Origin of the sequence: Caldimonas brevitalea (genome assembly GCF_001017435.1) — a bacterium.
Lineage (GTDB): Bacteria > Pseudomonadota > Gammaproteobacteria > Burkholderiales > Burkholderiaceae_C > Caldimonas > Caldimonas brevitalea.
The window spans coordinates 2,624,067-2,642,675 of record NZ_CP011371.1 but is presented as its reverse complement, the minus strand read 5'-3'; the positions used below and the strand labels follow the sequence as shown (position 1 = coordinate 2,642,675).

General features: G+C 61.3%; 16 protein-coding genes. All 16 read right to left on the bottom strand.

The genetic code is table 11. The annotated features are described in order from the left end of the window. Positions 1-942, bottom strand: coding sequence for an enoyl-CoA hydratase-related protein (locus tag AAW51_RS11750; RefSeq protein WP_238947836.1), 942 nt, complete (start codon positions 940-942; stop codon positions 1-3). Beyond that, entirely contained in the window at positions 914-1,444 is a 531-nt protein-coding gene (locus AAW51_RS30450) for a flavin reductase family protein (protein ID WP_047197691.1), read from the bottom strand. Before AAW51_RS30450 ends, AAW51_RS11750 begins: the two co-directional genes overlap by 29 nt. Before the next feature lie 95 nt (positions 1,445-1,539). Then, positions 1,540-2,208: a class I SAM-dependent methyltransferase gene (locus tag AAW51_RS30445; RefSeq protein WP_047194773.1), complete on the bottom strand. Its 669-nt coding sequence runs from the start codon at positions 2,206-2,208 to the stop codon at positions 1,540-1,542. Between the two features lie 23 nt (positions 2,209-2,231). Then, positions 2,232-3,830, bottom strand: a complete 1,599-nt coding sequence (locus AAW51_RS11735) for an acyl-CoA dehydrogenase family protein (protein ID WP_047194772.1) — start codon at positions 3,828-3,830, stop codon at positions 2,232-2,234. Between the two features lies 1 nt (position 3,831). Continuing rightward, the gene (locus AAW51_RS11730; RefSeq protein ID WP_047194771.1) at positions 3,832-5,367 is read right to left on the bottom strand and encodes a flavin-containing monooxygenase; all 1,536 of its coding nucleotides are present in this window, start codon (positions 5,365-5,367) and stop codon (positions 3,832-3,834) included. A gap of 11 nt (positions 5,368-5,378) precedes the next feature. After that, positions 5,379-6,602 (bottom strand): acyl-CoA dehydrogenase family protein, encoded by a 1,224-nt coding sequence (locus AAW51_RS11725; protein WP_047194770.1) that lies wholly within the window; start codon positions 6,600-6,602, stop codon positions 5,379-5,381. Positions 6,603-6,639: 37 nt separating this feature from the next. After that, a complete protein-coding gene (locus tag AAW51_RS11720) occupies positions 6,640-7,506 on the bottom strand; it encodes an alpha/beta fold hydrolase (protein ID WP_047194769.1) in 867 nt (288 codons plus the stop codon). Between the two features lie 86 nt (positions 7,507-7,592). Continuing rightward, on the bottom strand, positions 7,593-7,880 hold the full coding sequence (locus AAW51_RS11715) for an acyl carrier protein (RefSeq protein WP_047194768.1): 288 nt from the start codon (positions 7,878-7,880) through the stop codon (positions 7,593-7,595). A gap of 23 nt (positions 7,881-7,903) precedes the next feature. Continuing rightward, positions 7,904-9,988 (bottom strand): alpha/beta fold hydrolase, encoded by a 2,085-nt coding sequence (locus AAW51_RS11710; protein ID WP_083438237.1) that lies wholly within the window; start codon positions 9,986-9,988, stop codon positions 7,904-7,906. Positions 9,989-10,022: 34 nt separating this feature from the next. Then, a complete protein-coding gene (locus AAW51_RS11705; RefSeq protein WP_169788013.1) occupies positions 10,023-11,525 on the bottom strand; it encodes a coproporphyrinogen-III oxidase family protein in 1,503 nt (500 codons plus the stop codon). Between the two features lie 40 nt (positions 11,526-11,565). Further along, positions 11,566-13,422, bottom strand: a complete 1,857-nt coding sequence (locus tag AAW51_RS11700) for a fatty acyl-AMP ligase (RefSeq protein WP_053013491.1) — start codon at positions 13,420-13,422, stop codon at positions 11,566-11,568. Next, positions 13,422-13,847, bottom strand: coding sequence for a GNAT family N-acetyltransferase (locus tag AAW51_RS11695; RefSeq protein WP_047194766.1), 426 nt, complete (start codon positions 13,845-13,847; stop codon positions 13,422-13,424). Before AAW51_RS11695 ends, AAW51_RS11700 begins: the two co-directional genes overlap by 1 nt. Positions 13,848-13,896: 49 nt before the next feature. Continuing rightward, positions 13,897-14,136 (bottom strand): acyl carrier protein, encoded by a 240-nt coding sequence (locus AAW51_RS11690; protein WP_047194765.1) that lies wholly within the window; start codon positions 14,134-14,136, stop codon positions 13,897-13,899. Continuing rightward, a complete protein-coding gene (locus tag AAW51_RS11685; protein ID WP_169788012.1) occupies positions 14,133-15,065 on the bottom strand; it encodes an amidohydrolase family protein in 933 nt (310 codons plus the stop codon). The genes AAW51_RS11690 and AAW51_RS11685 overlap by 4 nt, the downstream gene beginning before the upstream one ends. After that, complete coding sequence (locus AAW51_RS11680) at positions 15,052-16,581, bottom strand: class I adenylate-forming enzyme family protein (RefSeq protein WP_169788011.1); 1,530 nt, start codon at positions 16,579-16,581, stop codon at positions 15,052-15,054. Before AAW51_RS11680 ends, AAW51_RS11685 begins: the two co-directional genes overlap by 14 nt. Further along, positions 16,526-18,259: a hypothetical protein gene (locus AAW51_RS30440; RefSeq protein WP_169788010.1), complete on the bottom strand. Its 1,734-nt coding sequence runs from the start codon at positions 18,257-18,259 to the stop codon at positions 16,526-16,528. The genes AAW51_RS11680 and AAW51_RS30440 overlap by 56 nt, the downstream gene beginning before the upstream one ends. Positions 18,260-18,609 lie beyond the last annotated feature (350 nt).

Below are 18,609 nucleotides of genomic sequence, written 5' to 3'. Positions count from 1 at the left end.
TCACGCTGGATCTGGCCCATTGCCAGGCGCAGCGTCTTGACCGCGCACGATGCCGGGCGTTCGGGCCTGTTGATCCGGCCGGCGATCGGGATGGTCCCGCTCGTTGAACCGGCGCAGGCCTTCCACCGTGTCCCGGTGGTGTATGGAGCGGTTGAAACACTCGGCCTCTATCCGCAAACCTTCATGCAACGGCAGGCCGAATCCGCGGATCGCGGCTTCCTTGTCGGTGCGCAGCGCCTGCTGAGGCAATGACGCGATGAACTGGGCCAGTTCGAGCGCCCGCTTGAACGACTGCCCCTTCGGCACCACCTCATTCACAAGACCGATGCTGAGCGCTTCCTGAACCTGCACAACGCGGCCGGTGAGGATCATCTCCATCGCACGCCCCAACCCGACGATGCGCGGCAAGCGCTGGGTACCACCGTCGGCCAGGCCGATATTCCAGCGACGACACGTCACGCCGAACGAAGCGTGTTCCTCGGCGATCCGGATATCGGCAAAGCAGGCCCATTCCAGCCCGCCCGCATAAGCGGTTCCATTCACCGCGGCAATGACCGGTTTGTAGATGTCGGTCCATCGGCTGGGCCCGAGGATGCCGGGGCGTTCACCTCGGTTGTGCGCCGCAATTTCGGCAGGCGTGTGCGGCAGGTTCTCGATCCCCGCCTTGAGATCCCCGCCGGTGCTGAACGACAGGTCGCCTGCCCCGGTGATCACGGCGACCAGGGCCTGCTCGTCATCACGGAAACGCGTCCAGGCATCCACCAGTTCCTGGTGGGTCGTGGGCCCGATGCAGTTGCGCACCTCGGGCCGGTTGAACCGGATCACGGTCACCGGTCCCAGCGTTTCATATTGGATTTCAGAGTAGGTCATCTTGATGAATGAGTAGTGGATCGCGCAGCGTGACAAGTCGGCCTCAGGAGCCTGCGAGATCGATCGATTCATACCGCCGGTTGATGTAGGCGAGCATCGCATCGGCCGGGTCGCCGTCGATGTCCACCACCCGCCCGATCAGCAGGTAATGGGTGCCGTACTCCAGCGCCTTGACCAACAAGCAGTGATGCGCAATCGCCGCGGCCTGAAGCGCCGGCAAGCCACGCCATCCCTCCCGCCAGCGCGGCCCTGTCAGGTTTCGGCCGCCCGCGCCGCCCTTGCCGCCGAACTCGTCGGCCAGGGCGCCGTCGCCCGCACACAAGGTGTTCACGCAAAACTGGGCGTTGGCCAGAAACAGACCGGCGGTGGCGGTCCGCCTGTTCATGCAGACGAGCAAGGACGCCGGCTGATCCGACAGCGCCGTGACCGCGCTGGCCGTGAAACCGGCGCGCCCGGCGGGCCCGCCCGTCGTGATGATGTGGACGGCCGACACGACCTTCCTCATCGCGGCCCTGAAGCGATCCGCATCGACACACGGCACGTACTCGGCTCGTTCCTCGATGGTTTCCAGCATCTCGTTCATCCGGTCACTCTCAACCGTTATCGGCCGCGGTTGGTGCAGGGGTCGCTGGGGCGCCTCGCCTTTGCGCAGGCGCGCCGCGCGAAGCTTCAGTCCCAGGCCTTGAACAGGGCGCAGCAGCCGACGACGTCGATCTCGACATGCTTGAAGTTCGCCTCGAGCGCGGTCCTCAGGCTCGCCACGTCGTCGGCACGATTGGTGAAGGCGCCGACCTTGTTGTAGAGGGCCATCAGTGTCCTCGCGACACGGTTTCGGGTCACGTCCTTGCCCAGCAAGGTGCTGCCGAACAAGACACCATGATCGGTCAGCACGGCCTTCATGTTCTTGAACGCCACGCCCTTCTCGGCAAAGCTCCCCGGCACGCAATGCAGCACATAGTTGATGCCGATGCTGTCGAATTTCGGCCCCTTGATGTCCAGCGGCTTGAGGATGTCGGATTGATAGATTTCCGGACGATAGCGCTCGAGCCGCTTCGCCGAGTGGGTCAAACACTGCTTGCTGAAGTCCATGATGCCCAACCTCGGGTTGCGCCCGGGCACCCTGCACTTGTCGATCAGGAAGGCCGTGCCCACCCCCACCTCGAGGTGATTGCCCGTCACCAGCTGGTTGTATTGGGCGATCAGGGTCTCGGTTGAACATTGCCATGCAAACCGGTTGCAAAAGCCATGCACGAAGATGTCATAGAAGTTCAGCGCGGATGTGTCATAGACACGGGTCGACCGCTCCACCCGAACATCGAGTTCCGATTTGCTCGTCATGAAAACCTCTGTAGGCTAAAAAATCACATCCATCCATCCGCGCCGGCATGCTGCGTACTGCTTTGCTGCATGCCATCGCCCTTTGCCAGGTACGGGTCCAGTTGATGGTCCTCCCCGGCATATGCCTGCTCGACGTCCCCGATGTCGCGGTCGAAACCAGCGATCAGGCTCGCGAGTTCGTCACTCGAGCACACCGCCAGGCCCGCGCGCTGCTCGAGTTCCTCGCGGTGCCGTTCATAACTGCTTTGCAACCAGGCGCGCGTGGCACTGTCCGGCGGCACGGCCGCTTGCAGCATCAACAGGCTGGTCAGGTGCCCGGCCACGTCTCTGAGCTTGACCTTTTTGTCGACGGCGCCGAGTGAGCCGGCGCGTTCGGCCAACACGTGTTTGAGTTGCGCCAGCACTTCCAGGTGGCCGGAGAACAGATCGCCGGTTCTGAAATGGGTGGCCAGGTAATCCTGCAAGAGACCGGGTTGCTTCAGGACGACGGAGCCCAGGTAGTTGGCCAGCGTCTCGGTGGGCCCTTCGAAGATGCGCAGCAAGCGCGCGTCGCGGTAGATCTGGGGCACGATGTTGGGCTCGATGTAGCCCCTGCCGCCGAGCAGTTGCATCAGCTTGTCGGCTGCGTCGTCCAGGTACTCGGTGGCCGCGATCTTGCACGCGGCGAACACCCCGGTGGGCACGTTCACACCGGCATCCAGATGCGCTGCGACCGCACCCGTCAACGCCTCCACGGCCGTGATCTGATGGTTGAGTACCGTCAGCCGCTCACGCGTGATGGTGTTGTCGAGCAAACGCCCGGTCGAGATGTGGCGTCGCCGCGCATAGCGCAGCATCAACTGGGCACACCGTTTCATCGTGCCGACGGCGGCCGATGCGATGACGAGCCGGCCTCGCATCAAGGTGTCCTGCGCCACCTCGAGGCCGCCACCGACGGTGCCCAGCACGCAGGTCTCGGGCACTTCCACGTTGCGCAACGTGACCCGGCTCTGTGAGGCGGCCCGCATCCCCATCGTGCGCGCTTCGGGCCCGACGGTGACACCGCGAAGACCGCGGTCCACCGCGAAGGCCGTGATGCCCAACGACTCGCCCTGCTCACCCGAGCTTTTGGCGAAAACATAGAGCACGCTGCACCAGGAGGCGTTGCCGATCCAGTGCTTGACGCCGTTGAGCACGAACTTGCCGTCTTGCAGCACCGCCGTCGTTTGCATCGCGACGGGATTGGAGCCGGCCTCGGGTTCGGTCAGCGCAAAAGCGCCCAGCTGCCTGCCCTGGGCCAGCATGCCCAGCCACCTTTGACGACAGTCTGCGGTGCCGTATTGCTCCAACGGGCGTATGCCGAGGATGTTCGACAGACCGACGAACAAGCAGAGCGTCGGGTCGATGGCGGCCAACTGCTGCAGCACCGCAACGAAGGCCTGGTTGCTGAACCCCAGCCCGCCGTCCGAGGGTGACACCTGCATGCCGAGCAATCCCATGTTGCCGAAATCGAGCACGAGGTCCGGCGGGATCATGCGTCGCTCGTCCATCAGCGGCGAACTGAACCGCTGCGCCGCGTACTCGCGCAGCCATTGCTTCAGCGCTTCGGGCGTCAATGCCGACTTGTGGTCATGTGCGTGCATGTCAACTCGACGCGTAAGAGTCTTCGGCCTTCAAGTCGCCCGGCTCGTCGCGCTTGGCGGCGGCGGGACTGTCGAAGTCGAAATGCTTGAACGAGAACGTGAGCCGGGTCAGCAACTCCATGACGACACTGGGAAACGGGACGTAGGGCAGATTGGCCGGCGTCTTGGCGGGCAGTCGATGGGCCTTCTCCTGCCCGGTGTTCGACAGCAGATAGCGATAGGACGTGCAGGCGCGGCTCAGCACGATATGGCCTTTGTTCAGCCGGTGCACCAGGGCCATCGTCTTGCTGGCCGTGGGGACGTTGATGTCGGCCCTCTCATGCCCCTTCTTCTTCATGTGGTGGATCAAGCGGATGAAAACCTTGGTGTTGAACTCGGCCAGCCGCGGCGGAATGATCCAGACCGGCGAACCGAAGACCGTCAACAGCGAGTTGGGCAGGCCGTCGATCACGCCATACATGCCCATCATCTTGTCTGCCGCCGAATGGAAGGGGCGACCGTCGACCTTGATCGAGAAGTTCAACTCCGCCATGTGATAGCCGGTCGACAGGATCACCACATCTGATTCGATGCGCCGACCATGGGCGATCAGACCGTTCTCGTAATAGCCCTCGATCCCGGTGCCCTGCTTCAGGTCGATGAAGTTGACGCCAGGTTTGGACAGCGTGTCCCTGAACCCCAGATAGTCGAAGCCTCGACGGGTGCACTGCACGGGCTGCGCAAACGGTGGAATCGCGGCGGCCGGCAGCTTGCCCCGCTTCAACGTGTACTCATGGAAGCGGTAGGGCCAGCGGTACAGGAACTCCAGCTTGGCATGGTTGTCGAAGAACGAGATCATCTCGTTGCGGCACCGCAGCAGCGCGCCCTGCAGCCGGTAACCGAAGCGTGTGGTCGGACCCTCGCCGAGATCGCATTTCTTGACGTAGGGAACAGTGCGACTGAGGATGTTCAGCTCTTTGACGACCGGATAGATGGTGGGCACCATCTGGATGGCCGTTGCGCCGCATCCGACCAGGGTGACCTTCTTGCCCTTGAAAAAGTCCAGGTCGCTGCCCAGTTCCGTCGAGTGCTTGAGCATGCCTTGAAAACGGTCCTGGTCGGGAAACAGCGGTCGCTTCACCTTGGTGACGTCCGCGCCCGAAAAGGTGGCCCATATCACGTACTGCGCCGACAACTCACCGTGATCGGTGCTGACCTTCCAACGGTTGGTCTCCGACACGAACTCGGCGCCGAGCACGGTGTGGTTCAGGAGGATGTGCTCGTACCCCACATGCTTGGCCGCAATCAGCTTGCAGTAGTCGAACAACTCCTGCCGGGTGGCGAACCGCCGCTTGCTGTACAGCGGTTCGAACGACGGCACATAGGTCGACGCCTCGGTGTCGGCGCCGCAGCCGGGATAGTCGTGGTCACGCCAGGTGCCACCGACCTCGTACGCCCGCTCGACGACACGGAAGCGGAGCCCGGCCTTGCGCAGATGGGCCGCTGCCGACAGCCCGACGATTCCGCCCCCGAGCACGATGACATCCAGCGTGTCCATGGCCGCCTGCCTCAATCGAACGGTTGGTGGCTTTCGCGCGCCAGGCCCAGCAAACGACGGCTGATGGTGGCCTTGGAACGATCGGGAGAGACGGAGAGGTGCTGCTGCGCGCTCATCACGTCGCGCAGCAACTTCTCGATCGGCAGCTTCCTCGAGATCGCCGCCGCACCGCAGACCGTGAAGATCTTCTGGACCACCTGCACGCTCTGCTCCGACGTGTGATACGCCGCCATCTGCAGATAGGCCTCTTCTTCCTGCGTGAAGTCGCGGCCTTGCTGGCAGATGTCCCAACACTCGTCCGCGGTGAACAGCAAATGCGCCTTGGCGGACCGCACCCAGGTGGCCACCTCCGCGATCGCCGCCTTGGTCGAAGGCAAGGTGGCCTGGCTCTGCAGCTTGTTCGTCAGCATGATCTTGGACGACGTGTGCTTGACGAAGGTCTCCACGGCGCGTTCCGCAACCCCGATGAGCACCGCCGCGGTATGGAAGCCCGTCCAGGGGATATAGGGAATGCGATAAATGGGATTGGCGAATTCCGCGGGCTTGCGATGCACATGGCTCACGATATCGACCGTGTGCTCGACAGGAACGAACACGTTGGCGACACGGACGTTGTTCGAACCCGTGCCGCGCAGGCCGATCACGTCCCAGTTCTGAACCACCGTGCAATCCGAATCCGGCACGACCATGGCGCGCAGGGGCGGCACCTCGCCTTTGCTGATGTCGGCCGGCTTGCTACCGTCATTGATCAAGGCCACGATGACCTTGTATCCAGAGCGATAGACATTGCTGTTGAAGCCGCTCTCGCCCGTGACCAGATACCCGCCGTCCACCGGCATGCCCATGAAGGCCGGAACAAAACTGCCGGTGACGTGGGCGGACAGGTCGGCGAAGGCCTTGCCCATGGCCAGCTTACCGAAGTCGCGGCCGACCTGCCAGTTGAAGCCGGTCGACACCATGAAACACCAGCCGGCCGACGCGTCCGCCTTGGACAACTCGATGATGGCTTCGCACTGGGCCCGCGGCGACGGCGACACGCCCCCGAACTCATCGGGCACATTGACGGAATAGAGGCCGGACTGCTGGAAGGCCGTGACCACCTCGTCGTGGAGATGGCCGTGCTCTTCCGCATAGTCGGCATGCTGTGCAGCCAAGGGTGCCAGCGCCTTCGCAACCGCCAGGCAGTCGAAATGCTTGGGGTCGAACCGGATGTCAGTGACGGACGTGCTTTCCATGGTGTTGATTCCCTATGGTGGTGTGTGCTTCAGTGCGTTAGCAAGTGGCCGTGTCGGCCTCGACAGGCTGGCTGCCCAGCATGCGTTTCATGTGGTCCGCCACCACCCGCGGCTGCTCGTAATACGGAAGCAGCTTGGTGTTGTGGATGACGACGAACTCACCCGGGTAGGTGAACTGTTTGAAGACCTCTTTCGCCAGGGTCAGCGGGAAGAACGGGTCCTTGTCGCCCCAGATGAAGTGCACCTTGGCCTTCAGCCGCGGATGGACGTTCTTCAGGTCGCGGCAGGCTTCCCAATCCATCACGTCCAGGAAACGCAAGGCGCCGCCGAGCTGTTCTCTGTGCTTCAGCAAGGGTGCCGCGGTTCTGTCGTAGAAGTCGCCGAAGATGAGGCGCTTGTCCATGAAACAGCCGCCGAACCCCATCGGGCTGCGGGCGATCAACTTCGTCTTCAACGAGGTTCTGAAGACCGTGGCCGCCAGGGGGAACTTGGTCAACATCTGGAACAGCGGCACCCACGGCGGGATATGCCCCGGCAGTTCCGTGTTGAACAGAATCAGCTGGTCGACCCGTGCGCCGGCGATGTCGGCGACAAGCCGGCTGATGAAACCGCCGGAGTCCTGGCCCACCAGTGAGAACCGCTGGATGCCGATCTTGTCCAGCGCCTCGAGAATGGCGCGCGCATGCTGCGGGAAGCTGAAAGGTGCGTCGCCCTTGACCGGCCTGGACCCACCGATGTCGAGCAGATCCAGCGAGATACACCGGTAGGCGTCTTTGAGCAGGTCGATGATCGGCAAGAAAGTCTGCTTGTTCATCGGCCAGCCATGGATGAACACCACAGGCGGGCCTTGCCCCTCTTCCAAATACGACATGCGGCCCAAGCCGATCTCGACATGCTTTTCCATCGACGACGACCTCCTCAAGATGGCCTGAACAAGTTGTTCGAGAGGTGGCGGGCCCGCTGCTGTGCCGGACGCGCGGCCCCCGGCGTTCACGCCGCCGTCGCCACGTTCGCTCGAGCGGCTGCTTCCTGGGCGCGTCTGAACAGTTCCGTCGCCAGTTCCCGAACGCTGTTGACTTCCCAGAACAGGTCGGGCTTCACCGTGAAGTCTTCGAACATCGCGTCCAGCTGGCATGCCAGGCCGACCGATTCGACCGAGTCGATGCCGAGGGAGGCGAACGACATGCTCGGCTCGATATCCTCGATGGGGATATCCGCCTCCTCGCTCAAAGCCTTCACCAACCAGTCTTCAATTTCCTGAATGCTGTTGAACTTCATTTCCAGTCCTCTCGATTGATGTGTCAGTACACGATCTCGAGCCGGTCGCTTTCCGGCAAGGCCTCGGTGCTGTGCTCGATGAAAGCGTCGAGCATGCGCTTGACGCTGTGGCTGTTGTCTTTGTGGATGTAGTGCGATCCACCGATCACCTGGAAGCCGACAAACTGCTTGAAGCGACCCAACACCCGGTGCGCCAGGCGCGGGTCGGCGATGTTGTCCCGCTCGCCGCTGAGCAGCATGATGGGTTTGTCGACCTTGTCGTACAGCGGGCTGATGTCGTGGGCCCAGAACTGCAACAGCTGGCGGGCGTAGTTGAGGATGCTGGCCTCGGCCACGAAAGGCGCCACCAGCAGCGGGCGGATGTTCCGGTTCACCATGCCCATCACACCCCTGACGTTGGCATTTAGCTTGTCGTCCTTGGTCTCGGACGTGATGTCGACGCCGGCGAAGAAGTGGCCCATGAATTCCTGGACCAGCTTGGTGAGCGCAGGATTGCGGTCCACCGCGCGGCACAGCGGCTCCATCTTCTTTTCATAGTCGGTGTCCATGTCCTCGCCGGCCACGCCCTTGAACGACGGCGTCAAACAGATCAGTTTGCCAACCCGTTCCGGCACGCGGGCCGCGACTTCCAGCGCGATCTTGCCGCCGGTGCACCAGCCCATCAGGTTGCAATCCCGCAGGCCCTCGGCTTCGAGAATCTGGCACGCGTCGCTGACGTGATGGTTCAACGTGAAGTTGCCGCGCATGCCGCCCTCGACCACCGAGGTGCCGCGAATCTCCCACAGGTAGACCCGGTAGTCGTCCAGCATCAGATTGAACAGCTCGGTCCAGAAATGCAGGCTCTGGCCGTAGGCGTTGATGATGAGGACGGGCCGCTCACCGCGCCCCCCGACGTAATAGGTGAGCACCTCGTTTTCGCCGGCCGGCAGCTCCCGCTTTTCGAACTGCGCCAGCGGCGATTCGAACAGCGTGGCGCGGCGGTCTTCGGCCTGGAATCGGGCGTAGTACACCTCCATCAGGTGACGTGCTTCGCTGCGCGAGATCGGCGTCGCACGGCGGCCCTCGAGATACCGGTCGGCATTGGTGGTGTCGAACTCGTAGTAGTTGCTGAAGTACTTTTCGTACTCCCCCATCTGCTTGCGCACCAGATGGTCGAGCGGCTCGAACTCGTCGATCGACGCCACGCGCTCGACCTTGATGCCCAGAACTTCTTCCATCTCGGTCAGCATCTGGTCCTGGGGCAGCTGCGTCTTGTTGACGATGTGGAAGATCTGGCCCACCGATTCCGGGTGGGCGGCGATGGTCGCCATCTGCTCGATGACGTCATCCACATGGATGAGGTTCATCGCCGAATGCGTGCTGGTGTTGACGAGCTTGATCGGATGCTTGGAAAGAAAGTTGGGGATCTTGCTTTCGATCTCGTTCTTGAGCTTGGCGCAGATCGTGATCAAGCCGTAGAAGCCGGTGTCGGTCTTGCCTTCATGGGTCTGCGAATGGCCCACGACGATGGAAGGACGGAAGATGCGGAAGGCCAGTCCCACTTCACGGCAACGGTCGCGCACCAGGTTCTCGGCCTGCCGTTTGGCCAGCTCGTACGAGGTGTCGGCGGTGTCCAGGCTTTCGTGGAAGACCTCGGTATTCAAGCCCACCTGATTGCCGGCCACGATGGCACTGCTCAGGTAATTGACGACCCGGGCGCCCGCGGCCAAGGCGACATCCAGCACGTTGGCGGTACCGACACAGATGCTCTTGCCAACATATTCCTTCAGCTTGAGGCTGAAGCGCAGCATCGCGGCGAAGTGCCACACCTCGTCCACCTTGATCCGGGCCAGCCCTTCGGGGGTGAGCCCGCAGGCCGGCTTTTCGATATCGGCGCGCAGGACCGTGCAGCGGGCCGTAAAGGCTTCATTCAGCCGCCCTATCTCATGGGCCTGCCCGGCATCCCTTGCCGCAGTCTCCAAGGCCTTGCGGATGCGCTGTTCCGCGTCGGCGCGCAAGGTGTCGCGGCCGAGGCACACGATTTGACCCGACCCTTGCAGCAACTCGCGCACCAGGAAGTGACTGCCCAGAAACCCCGAAGCGCCTGTTATCAACAATCTCTTGCTCATGAACGACTCCACTGTTCGGCTGCAGCGCGACACGTCAGGCCGCCGCGATATTGATCACGGGACGGCCCGACGGACTCCCGCTGGTGCTGGACTTGTGTCTGTTCCGGTGCTCCTGGACGATTTCCGCCGTTCGCGAGGAGGCGAGCACGGTCTGGATGATGGGGATGTACAGATGGAACTCGGTGTTCACCAAGATCTCGTCGCCGACGGTCTGAATCCAGCCCTTGTCGGTCAGCGTGGACCAGACCTCTGCCAGTTCCTCCCGGACGTCCGAACCGAAAATCGCCTTGTAGGTCGCGGTGTTGATCTTCATCTCTTGTAGCGACTGGAACAGGAACGACAACTTCACGTCCGCATCCGATCGGAAGTAATAGCCCGCGACCGGAATGAGGTCGCGGTCCAGCTTGTCGTAATAGTCTTTCAGCGCCCTGGAGTTGGCCGTCGTCCAGCTCTTGCCCGGCTCCGGATAGCCGTTCGCAAAGCTGATACCGGCATACCCCAGCCCCAACATTTCATGGCGGGACAAGATCTCGCCATCCTGCACCTCGAACACCTTGCGGAGGTTGTCTTCGAACTGGTACTCATGTGCGCGAACATTGTTCGAGCCGTTCTTCTGGATTTCAGGGCGCTCCCAGTCGTATATCGTGCGTTGCTGGAACCCCTGGCTCAGCAGAAACTCCCGGCCCACACGGTACATCTCGTGGACGACCTCTTTGGGCGGCAGCTTGTCGCGTTGCATCATCGCGAAGTCGCTGATGCCGCCGATGTTCAGTTCGTAATGCGTGATATGGCGAATGCCGGTGTTCACCAGATCCTGCAAATCGGTGACCATGCGCTCGACGGTCTGCTCTGGCCAGCCGAAGATCAGGTCGACGTTGAAGGCCAAATCGTATTTGTTGAAATACTCGATGGCATCGAAGATCTGGCGCCGCGTCTGGTTGCGGCCGCTGTAGTGGATCAGGTCGTCATTGATCTGCTGCACCCCCATGCTGACCCGATTGAAACCCGCCTCCTTGATTTCACGGATGCGCTCTTCTTTGTACAGCTGCGGAATCCCTTCCAGACTGATCTCGATGTCGCTGCGCAGGCCCCCGAAGGTCTTGTTCACGATGGCCATCAGGCGCGCGTACTGGTCCTCGCGCATCAGGTTGGGCGTGCCGCCGCCGACATACAACGAACTGATGTTGACGTCCGGGTTGAACGCCCGGTACATCTCGGCCTCTTTCTCCAGATAGTTGAGATAAGTTTCCATGCTGTCTTTGCCACGATAGCTTTCGGTGGGAAAGAGGCAGAACCCGCAATGGGGCGGATCGGTCGGAATGCAAAAGGGTATGCCAACGTACAGCCCGATGCTGCGGTTGGTTTGCTTGTTCAGATCCAAACGGTCTTTGCAATGTTGGGAGAAATCGATTTCTTCCTTGTTCCATTGCAAAGGTGAAGGGTGCGCGTGGAGCACCCGATTGACCTGAGGCCGGTTCAGTTCTTTCGCGATGATGCGGTGAACATTCTCGGCGGTCACCACTGGAATAGCATTCACGATCGTTCTCCCCTGAGGTGGGTGAAATTTGATGGAAACTTCAGGTCAATGTGCGATAGGAAAATTGGGTGCTCAACTGCTTGCGTTCGTAGAGACTGCGGGTGAGTCTGCGCTCGAGCTTGCCGCTCGACGTTCTCGGAATCTCGCCCTTTTTGACGAAGGCCAGCTCTGAAACGGTAATGCCATTTTCACGATGGACCTTTTTCGCCAGGGCTTCCGACAAGGTTGCAAACTCCTGATCGTCCTTGGTCCCCGCCACTTCGCAGACCACGCACACGCCTTCCCGGCCATCCTGTCGAAGGAAACCGAAGGCCACTGCCCGACGAATGTCGGCCTCGGCCAGGCTCTCGACGGTTGCTTCGATATCCTGCGGATAGTGGTTCACGCCGTTGATGATGATCATTTCCTTCGAACGGCCGGTAATGAAAAGATTGTCGTCAGGGTCCAGAAACCCGAGGTCTCCGGTTCGCAGGAAACCTCCTCCGTGCCCTCGCAATTCAGCATGGAACGCATGTTCTGTCTCATCCGGCAGCTGGTGGTACCCTTTGGCGACGCTGGCGCTGCGGACCCATATTTCGCCGATTTCGTTCGGATCCAGCTCATTGAATGTTTGCGGATCGACGATGCGGATGTCCTGTAGATCGCAGCGTCGGCCGGAGGCCACCAGGGAAATCACTGCGCCGTCGCGCGTGCCGCCCTCCTCCGACGCCACCTCCGCAGCGGCGCGGAACCGGCCCTCGCCAAGCGCCTTGTAGTCGGCTGGCGAGATGACAACACCGCCACCCCGCGGTGTACCTGTCGCCATCAGCGTGGTTTCGGCCATGCCGTAGGCCGGGGCGAAGACGTCGAGGTGGAAGCCACAGGGCTCGTACTCCTTGGCGAAACGCGTGAGGGTTTGGGCCCTGATCGGTTCGGCGCCGCACAGCGCAAAGACCAGCCTGGAAAGATCGATGTTTTGCTTGTCGACCCGCTTGGCAAACCGCCCGCACAATTCGTATGAAAAGTTGGGGCCGCCGGTATGCGTGGCGCCATAGGACGACAGCAGTTCCACCCAGCGCTGCGGTTTTTGCGCGAACGCGACGGGCGAGAACAAGACATGCGGGCGCCCGATGTAGATCGGGTAGTTCACCCCGGCCACCAAACCCATGTCGTGGAAAACAGGCAGCCAGACCAAGCCCAGATATCTTCCTTCGCGCCGGCCGTCCAGGTGGCGGTCGATCATCTGCAGGTTGTGCAGCAGGTTCTCATGCTCGACCAGCACGCCTTTCGGAGTGCCCGTCGAACCGGAGGTGTACTGAATGAAGGCGGTTCGGGCTCGGCGGGAACGAGGCATATCGCCCAGACTCGAGGGGGCAGCAGCGTCGGTGCGGTCGAGCAGGTCGGTGGCAATCAGGTCGATCGGCCCAAGGCCTTCCTCGTCGAGAAAGGCCTGCAGCGAAGCCAGCTTGCTCGAGTGCGTCAGGATGGCGGCCGGTTTGCAATCGAGGACGATACTTTTGATTTTTCGTCGCTCTTTCGGCGATTCCGGCGCGAACACATTGACCGCCGTCGCCCCGGCATAAAGGGCTCCGTAGTAGGCATCAACAAACTCCATGCAAGGCGGGTATGCCAGCAGGAAACACTCCTTCACCTCCGTCGCGGCGAGGTCGAGATATCGATGCAGCAACAGCGCCGCCACGTCGCGTGCTTTTTGATCGAGGCTCTCGTACGTCCGCAGCTGGTCTGCGAACTGGCCCAGCCCCAGATAGACGATGGCCACTTCCTGCGGATGGGTGCGGGCCCGGGCCGCCAATATCTCGGCGGTGGTGGCGGCCCCCGTCACCAAGGGCCGTACCGCCGTCAGGTTGGGCGAGGCTTCCAGCCTCGCGGCAACGTCAGAGGTGGTCAGGGTGTCCATCACGAGAGCACCTTCTTGAAGTGATAGAACACGATGTCCATCCGCTCCCGCAAATAAAAGCGGTGTGCTTCGTGGCGCTGCACGCCCGAATCCAGATGCAGTTCGTGGCACCCTTGGCTTTTGCCGTAAGCCGCGATCCAATCGAGCATGGCCTTGCCATAACCTTTCGACCGGTTGGTTTCCAGGCTCACCAGATCATCGATGTAGACAAATTTGCCCCAGGCCAGTGACGCAGAAATCCGAAACCCGGCGGCGCACACCAGCTGGCCGTCGTCGCTCAGCTGGGCCAGCCGCACCCCACGTGGAAACAATTCGGTCTGCACGAAGTGGACGAAGTTGTCCTCGCTGTATTGCGGGCGGAGTTGCTTCAGGACGGGATAGATCCGCAATATCTCGTCGTTGCTTTCAACCAGTCGAATTTCCATGCTTGATCCGATTCAGTGATGCTGCCGGCTGCGGTCAGGAGGCCCTGGCTCAACTGACCTCTTCCATGATGTGGGTGAGGTCCCTGACGGTTTCGACCGACCCTATACGCTTGATGTCGATCTTGTATTGGCTGTGCTTTTCCTGCAGATCGACGATCAACAGCATGAAGCGCAAGGAATCAAGACTGATATCTTCCAGCCGGTCGTCCGGTTGGATCTTCCGTTCCGACTCTCCGAGTTGACGCTCCAGGGCCTCGATCAACAACTGCGTTTTCGCATCTCCGTTCATGCTGCGCACCTCAATCTGCTGGTGTAAATTCGGTTGAAATTACCGGCCATAATCCGCTCGAGCTCCCCGGTGGAGAGTATCTTTTTCTCCTGGAGCGCGATGAACTCCTGCACCCACTTCTTCTGGTTGCCCAGCAGCCGATGGATCGGCCAATCCGTTCCGAACAGGAGTTTGTTGACGATGCCCTGTTTTTTGTGAAAGCTCATCAAGGCGTCGAATTCGCCGCGGCGCGCGGCCGCCTGAAAGCCCGAGACATCGAGAAAAATATTGGGCCGGTATTCGGCCAACACGGCCGCTTCCTGGTAATGGGTGGAGCCCGCATGGCCGAGGACGAAATTCACTTTCGGAAAACGTCGAGCCGCTTCGTCGATGCCTTCCGGGCGCGAGAAGCTGAAACTGAGGGACGGCGTTGTGGGCCCGATGTGCGACAACACCGGCACGCCGTACGCCTCACAAACTTCGTAGTACGGATACAGGCGCTCGTCGCTGGGGCTGAAGCCACACGGCGGGTACAGCTTCAGGCCTTCGAAGCCGAAGTCGCGTATCCCCGTCTGCAGCAGGTCCACCCCCGCCTGCCCGCGGCGCGGGTCCACCCCGGCATAGCAGATGAAGCGCCCCGGGTGGCGGTCGACCACCTCCTTGTGCAGACGGTAGATCTCGAGCATGTCGTCGAAGGGCTCGCCATAGACATACTTGAAATCGATGATCAGCAGTACCGAACGGCGGATGCCGGCGGCATCCATCTGCGAGATGTACTCATCGCACATCGGATCGTTGTTGATCTCGCGGAAGACGTTGGCGAGCACCTCGCGCTGGCGGACATTCATCGACAGCGCATTGGCTTCGATGTTCTCGATCCAGCCGTCGAAGAACTCGTCCGGGATGTACCGCGACGAGGCCACGTGCGCATGGCAATCAACGATGTCCACGCGCAAGCTCCTTGGCAATCTCCTGACGCAGCAGCTTGCCGGTCGGCGACTTCGGTACGCGGGGGATCATGATGACCTGGTCGGGGACGTGACGTTCACCCAGCGCGCCGCGGATCGTGTGCACCGCGTGTTCAGGGTCGTGACGCCCCTCTTCGATGAACAGCGCATAGGCCTCGCTGTTGTCCCTGAGGATCGGAACACCCGCCACGGTGCCGCTTTCGAACAAGGCCTCGACGTCCTCGAGATAGATCTTCTCGCCTCCGCGGATCACCATGTTCTTGGAACGTCCGCGAACGAACAAACAGCCGTCTTCGTCGAGGTAACCCAGGTCCCCGGTTCGCAGCCATCCGCCCTCGGCATACACCTGCGTGTGCTCCAGGTTCGAGCGGTAGTAGCCGTCGGCGATCACGGTGTCGCCCCTGACCTGGATCGCACCCACCGTGTGAGAAGGCAAAGGGATGTCGCCCTCATCGACAACGCGCAGCTCCACGACGGGCTTTCCGGCCGAGCCGAACTTGATCTGCCGGATGTCACTGATCGTGATGAAGCACACCGCCTCCGTCATCCCATAGCAGGGCACGAGCGGATGGCCGAGGTTCTCGGTGTACTGGCGTGCCAGTTCCGCCGTCAAAGGCGCCGCGCCGGACGTGGTGAACTGCAGCGCCGATTCGCGCAGCGCTCCGGCGAACTTGGACAGCACGTTGAAGATGATGGGCACCGCGCTGAAGGTGTTGACGCGGTGCTGGATCAACGCGTCGACCGTGCTGCTCAGATACTTCAACTCGAAGTTCGGCAACACCACACACTTCGTCGCGAGGATGAACGACGTCATCACGTCGCTGATCAAGGTGAAGGTGTGATAGCCCGGCAGGATGCTGGCCGTCACGGTGTCTGCGGTGTAGGGCAGATGCTGTATCGCCAGCCGCGCGTTGCCGACCACCATCGCCGGTTCCAGCCGCACCCCCTTCGGCACACCGGTGGAACCCGATGTGAAGAACACGAAGGCCGCTTGTACGTGCTCGGCCGATGCCGGCTCCGCCGCCGGCAAATCCGTCGGCAGCTCGTTCGTCGAGAGGATGGCGCAGTCGTGGCCCACCATCAGGGCCGGCGCATCCGTCACGATGAACGAGACCTCGGCATGTCGCAGATACGGTTCGAGCTCGTTCTCGCTGGCCGACGGGTTCAGGGGGATGACGTTCACGGCGAGCTGCGTGAGTGCCAAGGTCACCCGGATCAATTCGAATTTGTCATCGATGATCAGTGCGACCACGGGGCGTGTTTTGGTCGCAAAACGGTTTTGAAACCATTTCGCCAGCCCTCCCAGCTCTGCCGCGGTCGAGCGGCGGCTGGTAAGGCCATCCAGCAGTTCAAATTGACGGACTTCCGGCATCTTCAACCCCACCGTTTCCTGTCGCACATCATTTCCGATTGGTATCCGAAGCGTTCCGTTCCGGCTGCCATCACAGGCTCCTGTACCAGTCTTTGGTAAACGCCCGCACCACCTGCCGGTGGCCACCGCTGACGCCTTGGTCGAGCGCGGCCTGGACGATGGCTCGCAAATACGCGGTGTGAACACGGGCGCGCTTGAGATCGTCCAGGTCATATGACCCGCCTTCGCGCCGCATCAATCGGAGGTCGAACGTGCCGTACTGCTTGCTGTCGTTGACCCGCAGCCCCCCGGGAGAGCGGATGCTGTAGCGGACCTGGGCCAGTACGTGGCCTTGGTGGTGTTTGTCGGACCAGACCGCAATGTCGGACATTTTGGGCGGCACGTAGAAATGCCGATCGGCGGGCACCTGGTCGACCGGGCAATGACCGGGCGTGTAGTGCCAGCTGTTGAACGTCATCCGTCCAGCGATCGCGGTCAGAATCTTCTGATACGTCCCCTGCCCGCGCAGCAGCTGCTCCGCTTCCTCGCTGGCGAAGACCGCGCAGTAATAGTCGGTGGGCGGCATGCTGCACAGCTCCACGAATCTGTGCGTGCGGAACCATTCGGCCCACTGGACAAAGTCACGCAGGCCGCGGGTCATTCCGATATCCGACCTGGTTTCCTCCATCACGGATGAAACGATCAGCTGCAGCAACTGTTCATACGGCGTCAAACCGTTCGGAGCATCGGGTTCAGATTCGGGCATCTGTTTCACGACCGCCGCGAAATAATCACCGAGGCTTTCGAAATCGGTCACACCGACCTGATACCGCTGATTGATTTCGTCGCTGATGCGCTCAGGGAGACGCGCCAGTGAAATGTCCAGCTCACCGCGGCGCATGTAGTGTTCATGCTTGTTGAATGTCAGCCCGTTGACGAGGCGGAACGCGAAATATTCAGGCCGAATGCGGCGCCGGAGCGCGACGATGCGTTCGGGCAATTCAAACAGATCGACCGACTGATGCGGCTCACCCGACAACTGACACAAGTCGGCATACCGGGTGCGCAGCAGGCTCTCGACGACCCCGAGGTTCATCTGCTGGCCGTTGACCTCCTCGATCCGGATCCCTGCGGCCGCCAGCATGTAGATGGACGAGATCAGGCCCCGCTCGTTCAGGGACCACGCTTCCAAGGGCCTCTGCCGCAGGTCGGTGATCAGGTAGCCCGAAATCTTGATCGCGTTGCGGGCCAGCAGGTTGTTGTATTGATCGAAGTTGGTGAATGTCTCATCGTTGATGTAGAGCACCACGGGGTCGATGTGATCGACCGCAAATTCAACCCGGTCGATCACCGCCCTCAGGTCTTGGGCATATTCCTGCTCGAAGAATCGACGTGTCAATTCATGCTGATGGGCCCGGTCCTGCTGATCAAGCTCTTCGTGTGCGCGGTATGCTGCCGACTCGATCTGCGTCTTCGCGAAGGCGATGGTGTCCTTCGGGCAGGTTTTACCTTGGAACAGCCGCAAGCGGCCGTATCCCGTCACACCCAGATAAGTTGCCGCCGGCTCAAGCGCACCCAGACCTACGATACGGGGAAATATGGCTTGGCTTCCGCCGGTCTCGAGCAGCTGCCGCTCGACCAGGGTCAACATGTTGATGGCCTCGTCGCCCGCCACACGGCCGCCCAAGGTCAGCACGATATCCGCGGCCTGCGACAGATTGGTCGCTCTCTGCGCCTTCAACACAATTTCATGGAGCAGCTCATCAAAATCCCCGTTGGGCTCAACAGCGGTGGGTTGCGGAGAATGTAAATGTTGCGCAAGCATGCCATCCCCTATGCGCCCACCCTAAGGTGTCGCATTTCTATGCGGTATCCATGAATAAACACCTCGGCGGGCCTTACGGCGTCGCGTTCGGACGGTGCACTCGAGGTCGACGGAATTCCGGTGACCGGCACACCCGGACCTTGATTGCAACCATCAAAGTCCGCGGTGCGCGGTAATTCAGAGCGAGACCGTTAGAACGGTCGGAACTGTCGGGTCCTCCGGTGCTTTTTCTTCACCCAGGCAGAGTCCAGCTTTTTCTCGCCCGCGACCGTGTTTCCCCTAAGCGTAGGGGATGGGAAAGGGTCCTGTGGGAACCCTCGGCGGTCACTTAAACCGTCGTACCGACGCCA

Excerpts from the sequence above, each read along its gene's own strand:
- AAW51_RS11710 (WP_083438237.1), bottom strand. The coding sequence starts at position 9,988 with ATGAGCAAGAGATTGTTGATAACAGGCGCTTCGGGGTTTCTGGGCAGT.
- AAW51_RS30450 (WP_047197691.1), bottom strand. The coding sequence starts at position 1,444 with ATGCTGGAAACCATCGAGGAACGAGCCGAGTACGTGCCGTGTGTCGAT.
- AAW51_RS11735 (WP_047194772.1), bottom strand. The coding sequence starts at position 3,830 with ATGCACGCACATGACCACAAGTCGGCATTGACGCCCGAAGCGCTGAAG.
- AAW51_RS11715 (WP_047194768.1), bottom strand. The coding sequence starts at position 7,880 with ATGAAGTTCAACAGCATTCAGGAAATTGAAGACTGGTTGGTGAAGGCT.
- AAW51_RS30445 (WP_047194773.1), bottom strand. The coding sequence starts at position 2,208 with ATGACGAGCAAATCGGAACTCGATGTTCGGGTGGAGCGGTCGACCCGT.
- AAW51_RS11695 (WP_047194766.1), bottom strand. The coding sequence starts at position 13,847 with ATGGAAATTCGACTGGTTGAAAGCAACGACGAGATATTGCGGATCTAT.
- AAW51_RS11730 (WP_047194771.1), bottom strand. The coding sequence starts at position 5,367 with ATGGACACGCTGGATGTCATCGTGCTCGGGGGCGGAATCGTCGGGCTG.
- AAW51_RS11750 (WP_238947836.1), bottom strand. The coding sequence starts at position 942 with ATGAATCGATCGATCTCGCAGGCTCCTGAGGCCGACTTGTCACGCTGC.
- AAW51_RS11725 (WP_047194770.1), bottom strand. The coding sequence starts at position 6,602 with ATGGAAAGCACGTCCGTCACTGACATCCGGTTCGACCCCAAGCATTTC.
- AAW51_RS11720 (WP_047194769.1), bottom strand. The coding sequence starts at position 7,506 with ATGGAAAAGCATGTCGAGATCGGCTTGGGCCGCATGTCGTATTTGGAA.
- AAW51_RS30440 (WP_169788010.1), bottom strand. The coding sequence starts at position 18,259 with ATGCTTGCGCAACATTTACATTCTCCGCAACCCACCGCTGTTGAGCCC.
- AAW51_RS11700 (WP_053013491.1), bottom strand. The coding sequence starts at position 13,422 with ATGGACACCCTGACCACCTCTGACGTTGCCGCGAGGCTGGAAGCCTCG.
- AAW51_RS11690 (WP_047194765.1), bottom strand. The coding sequence starts at position 14,136 with ATGAACGGAGATGCGAAAACGCAGTTGTTGATCGAGGCCCTGGAGCGT.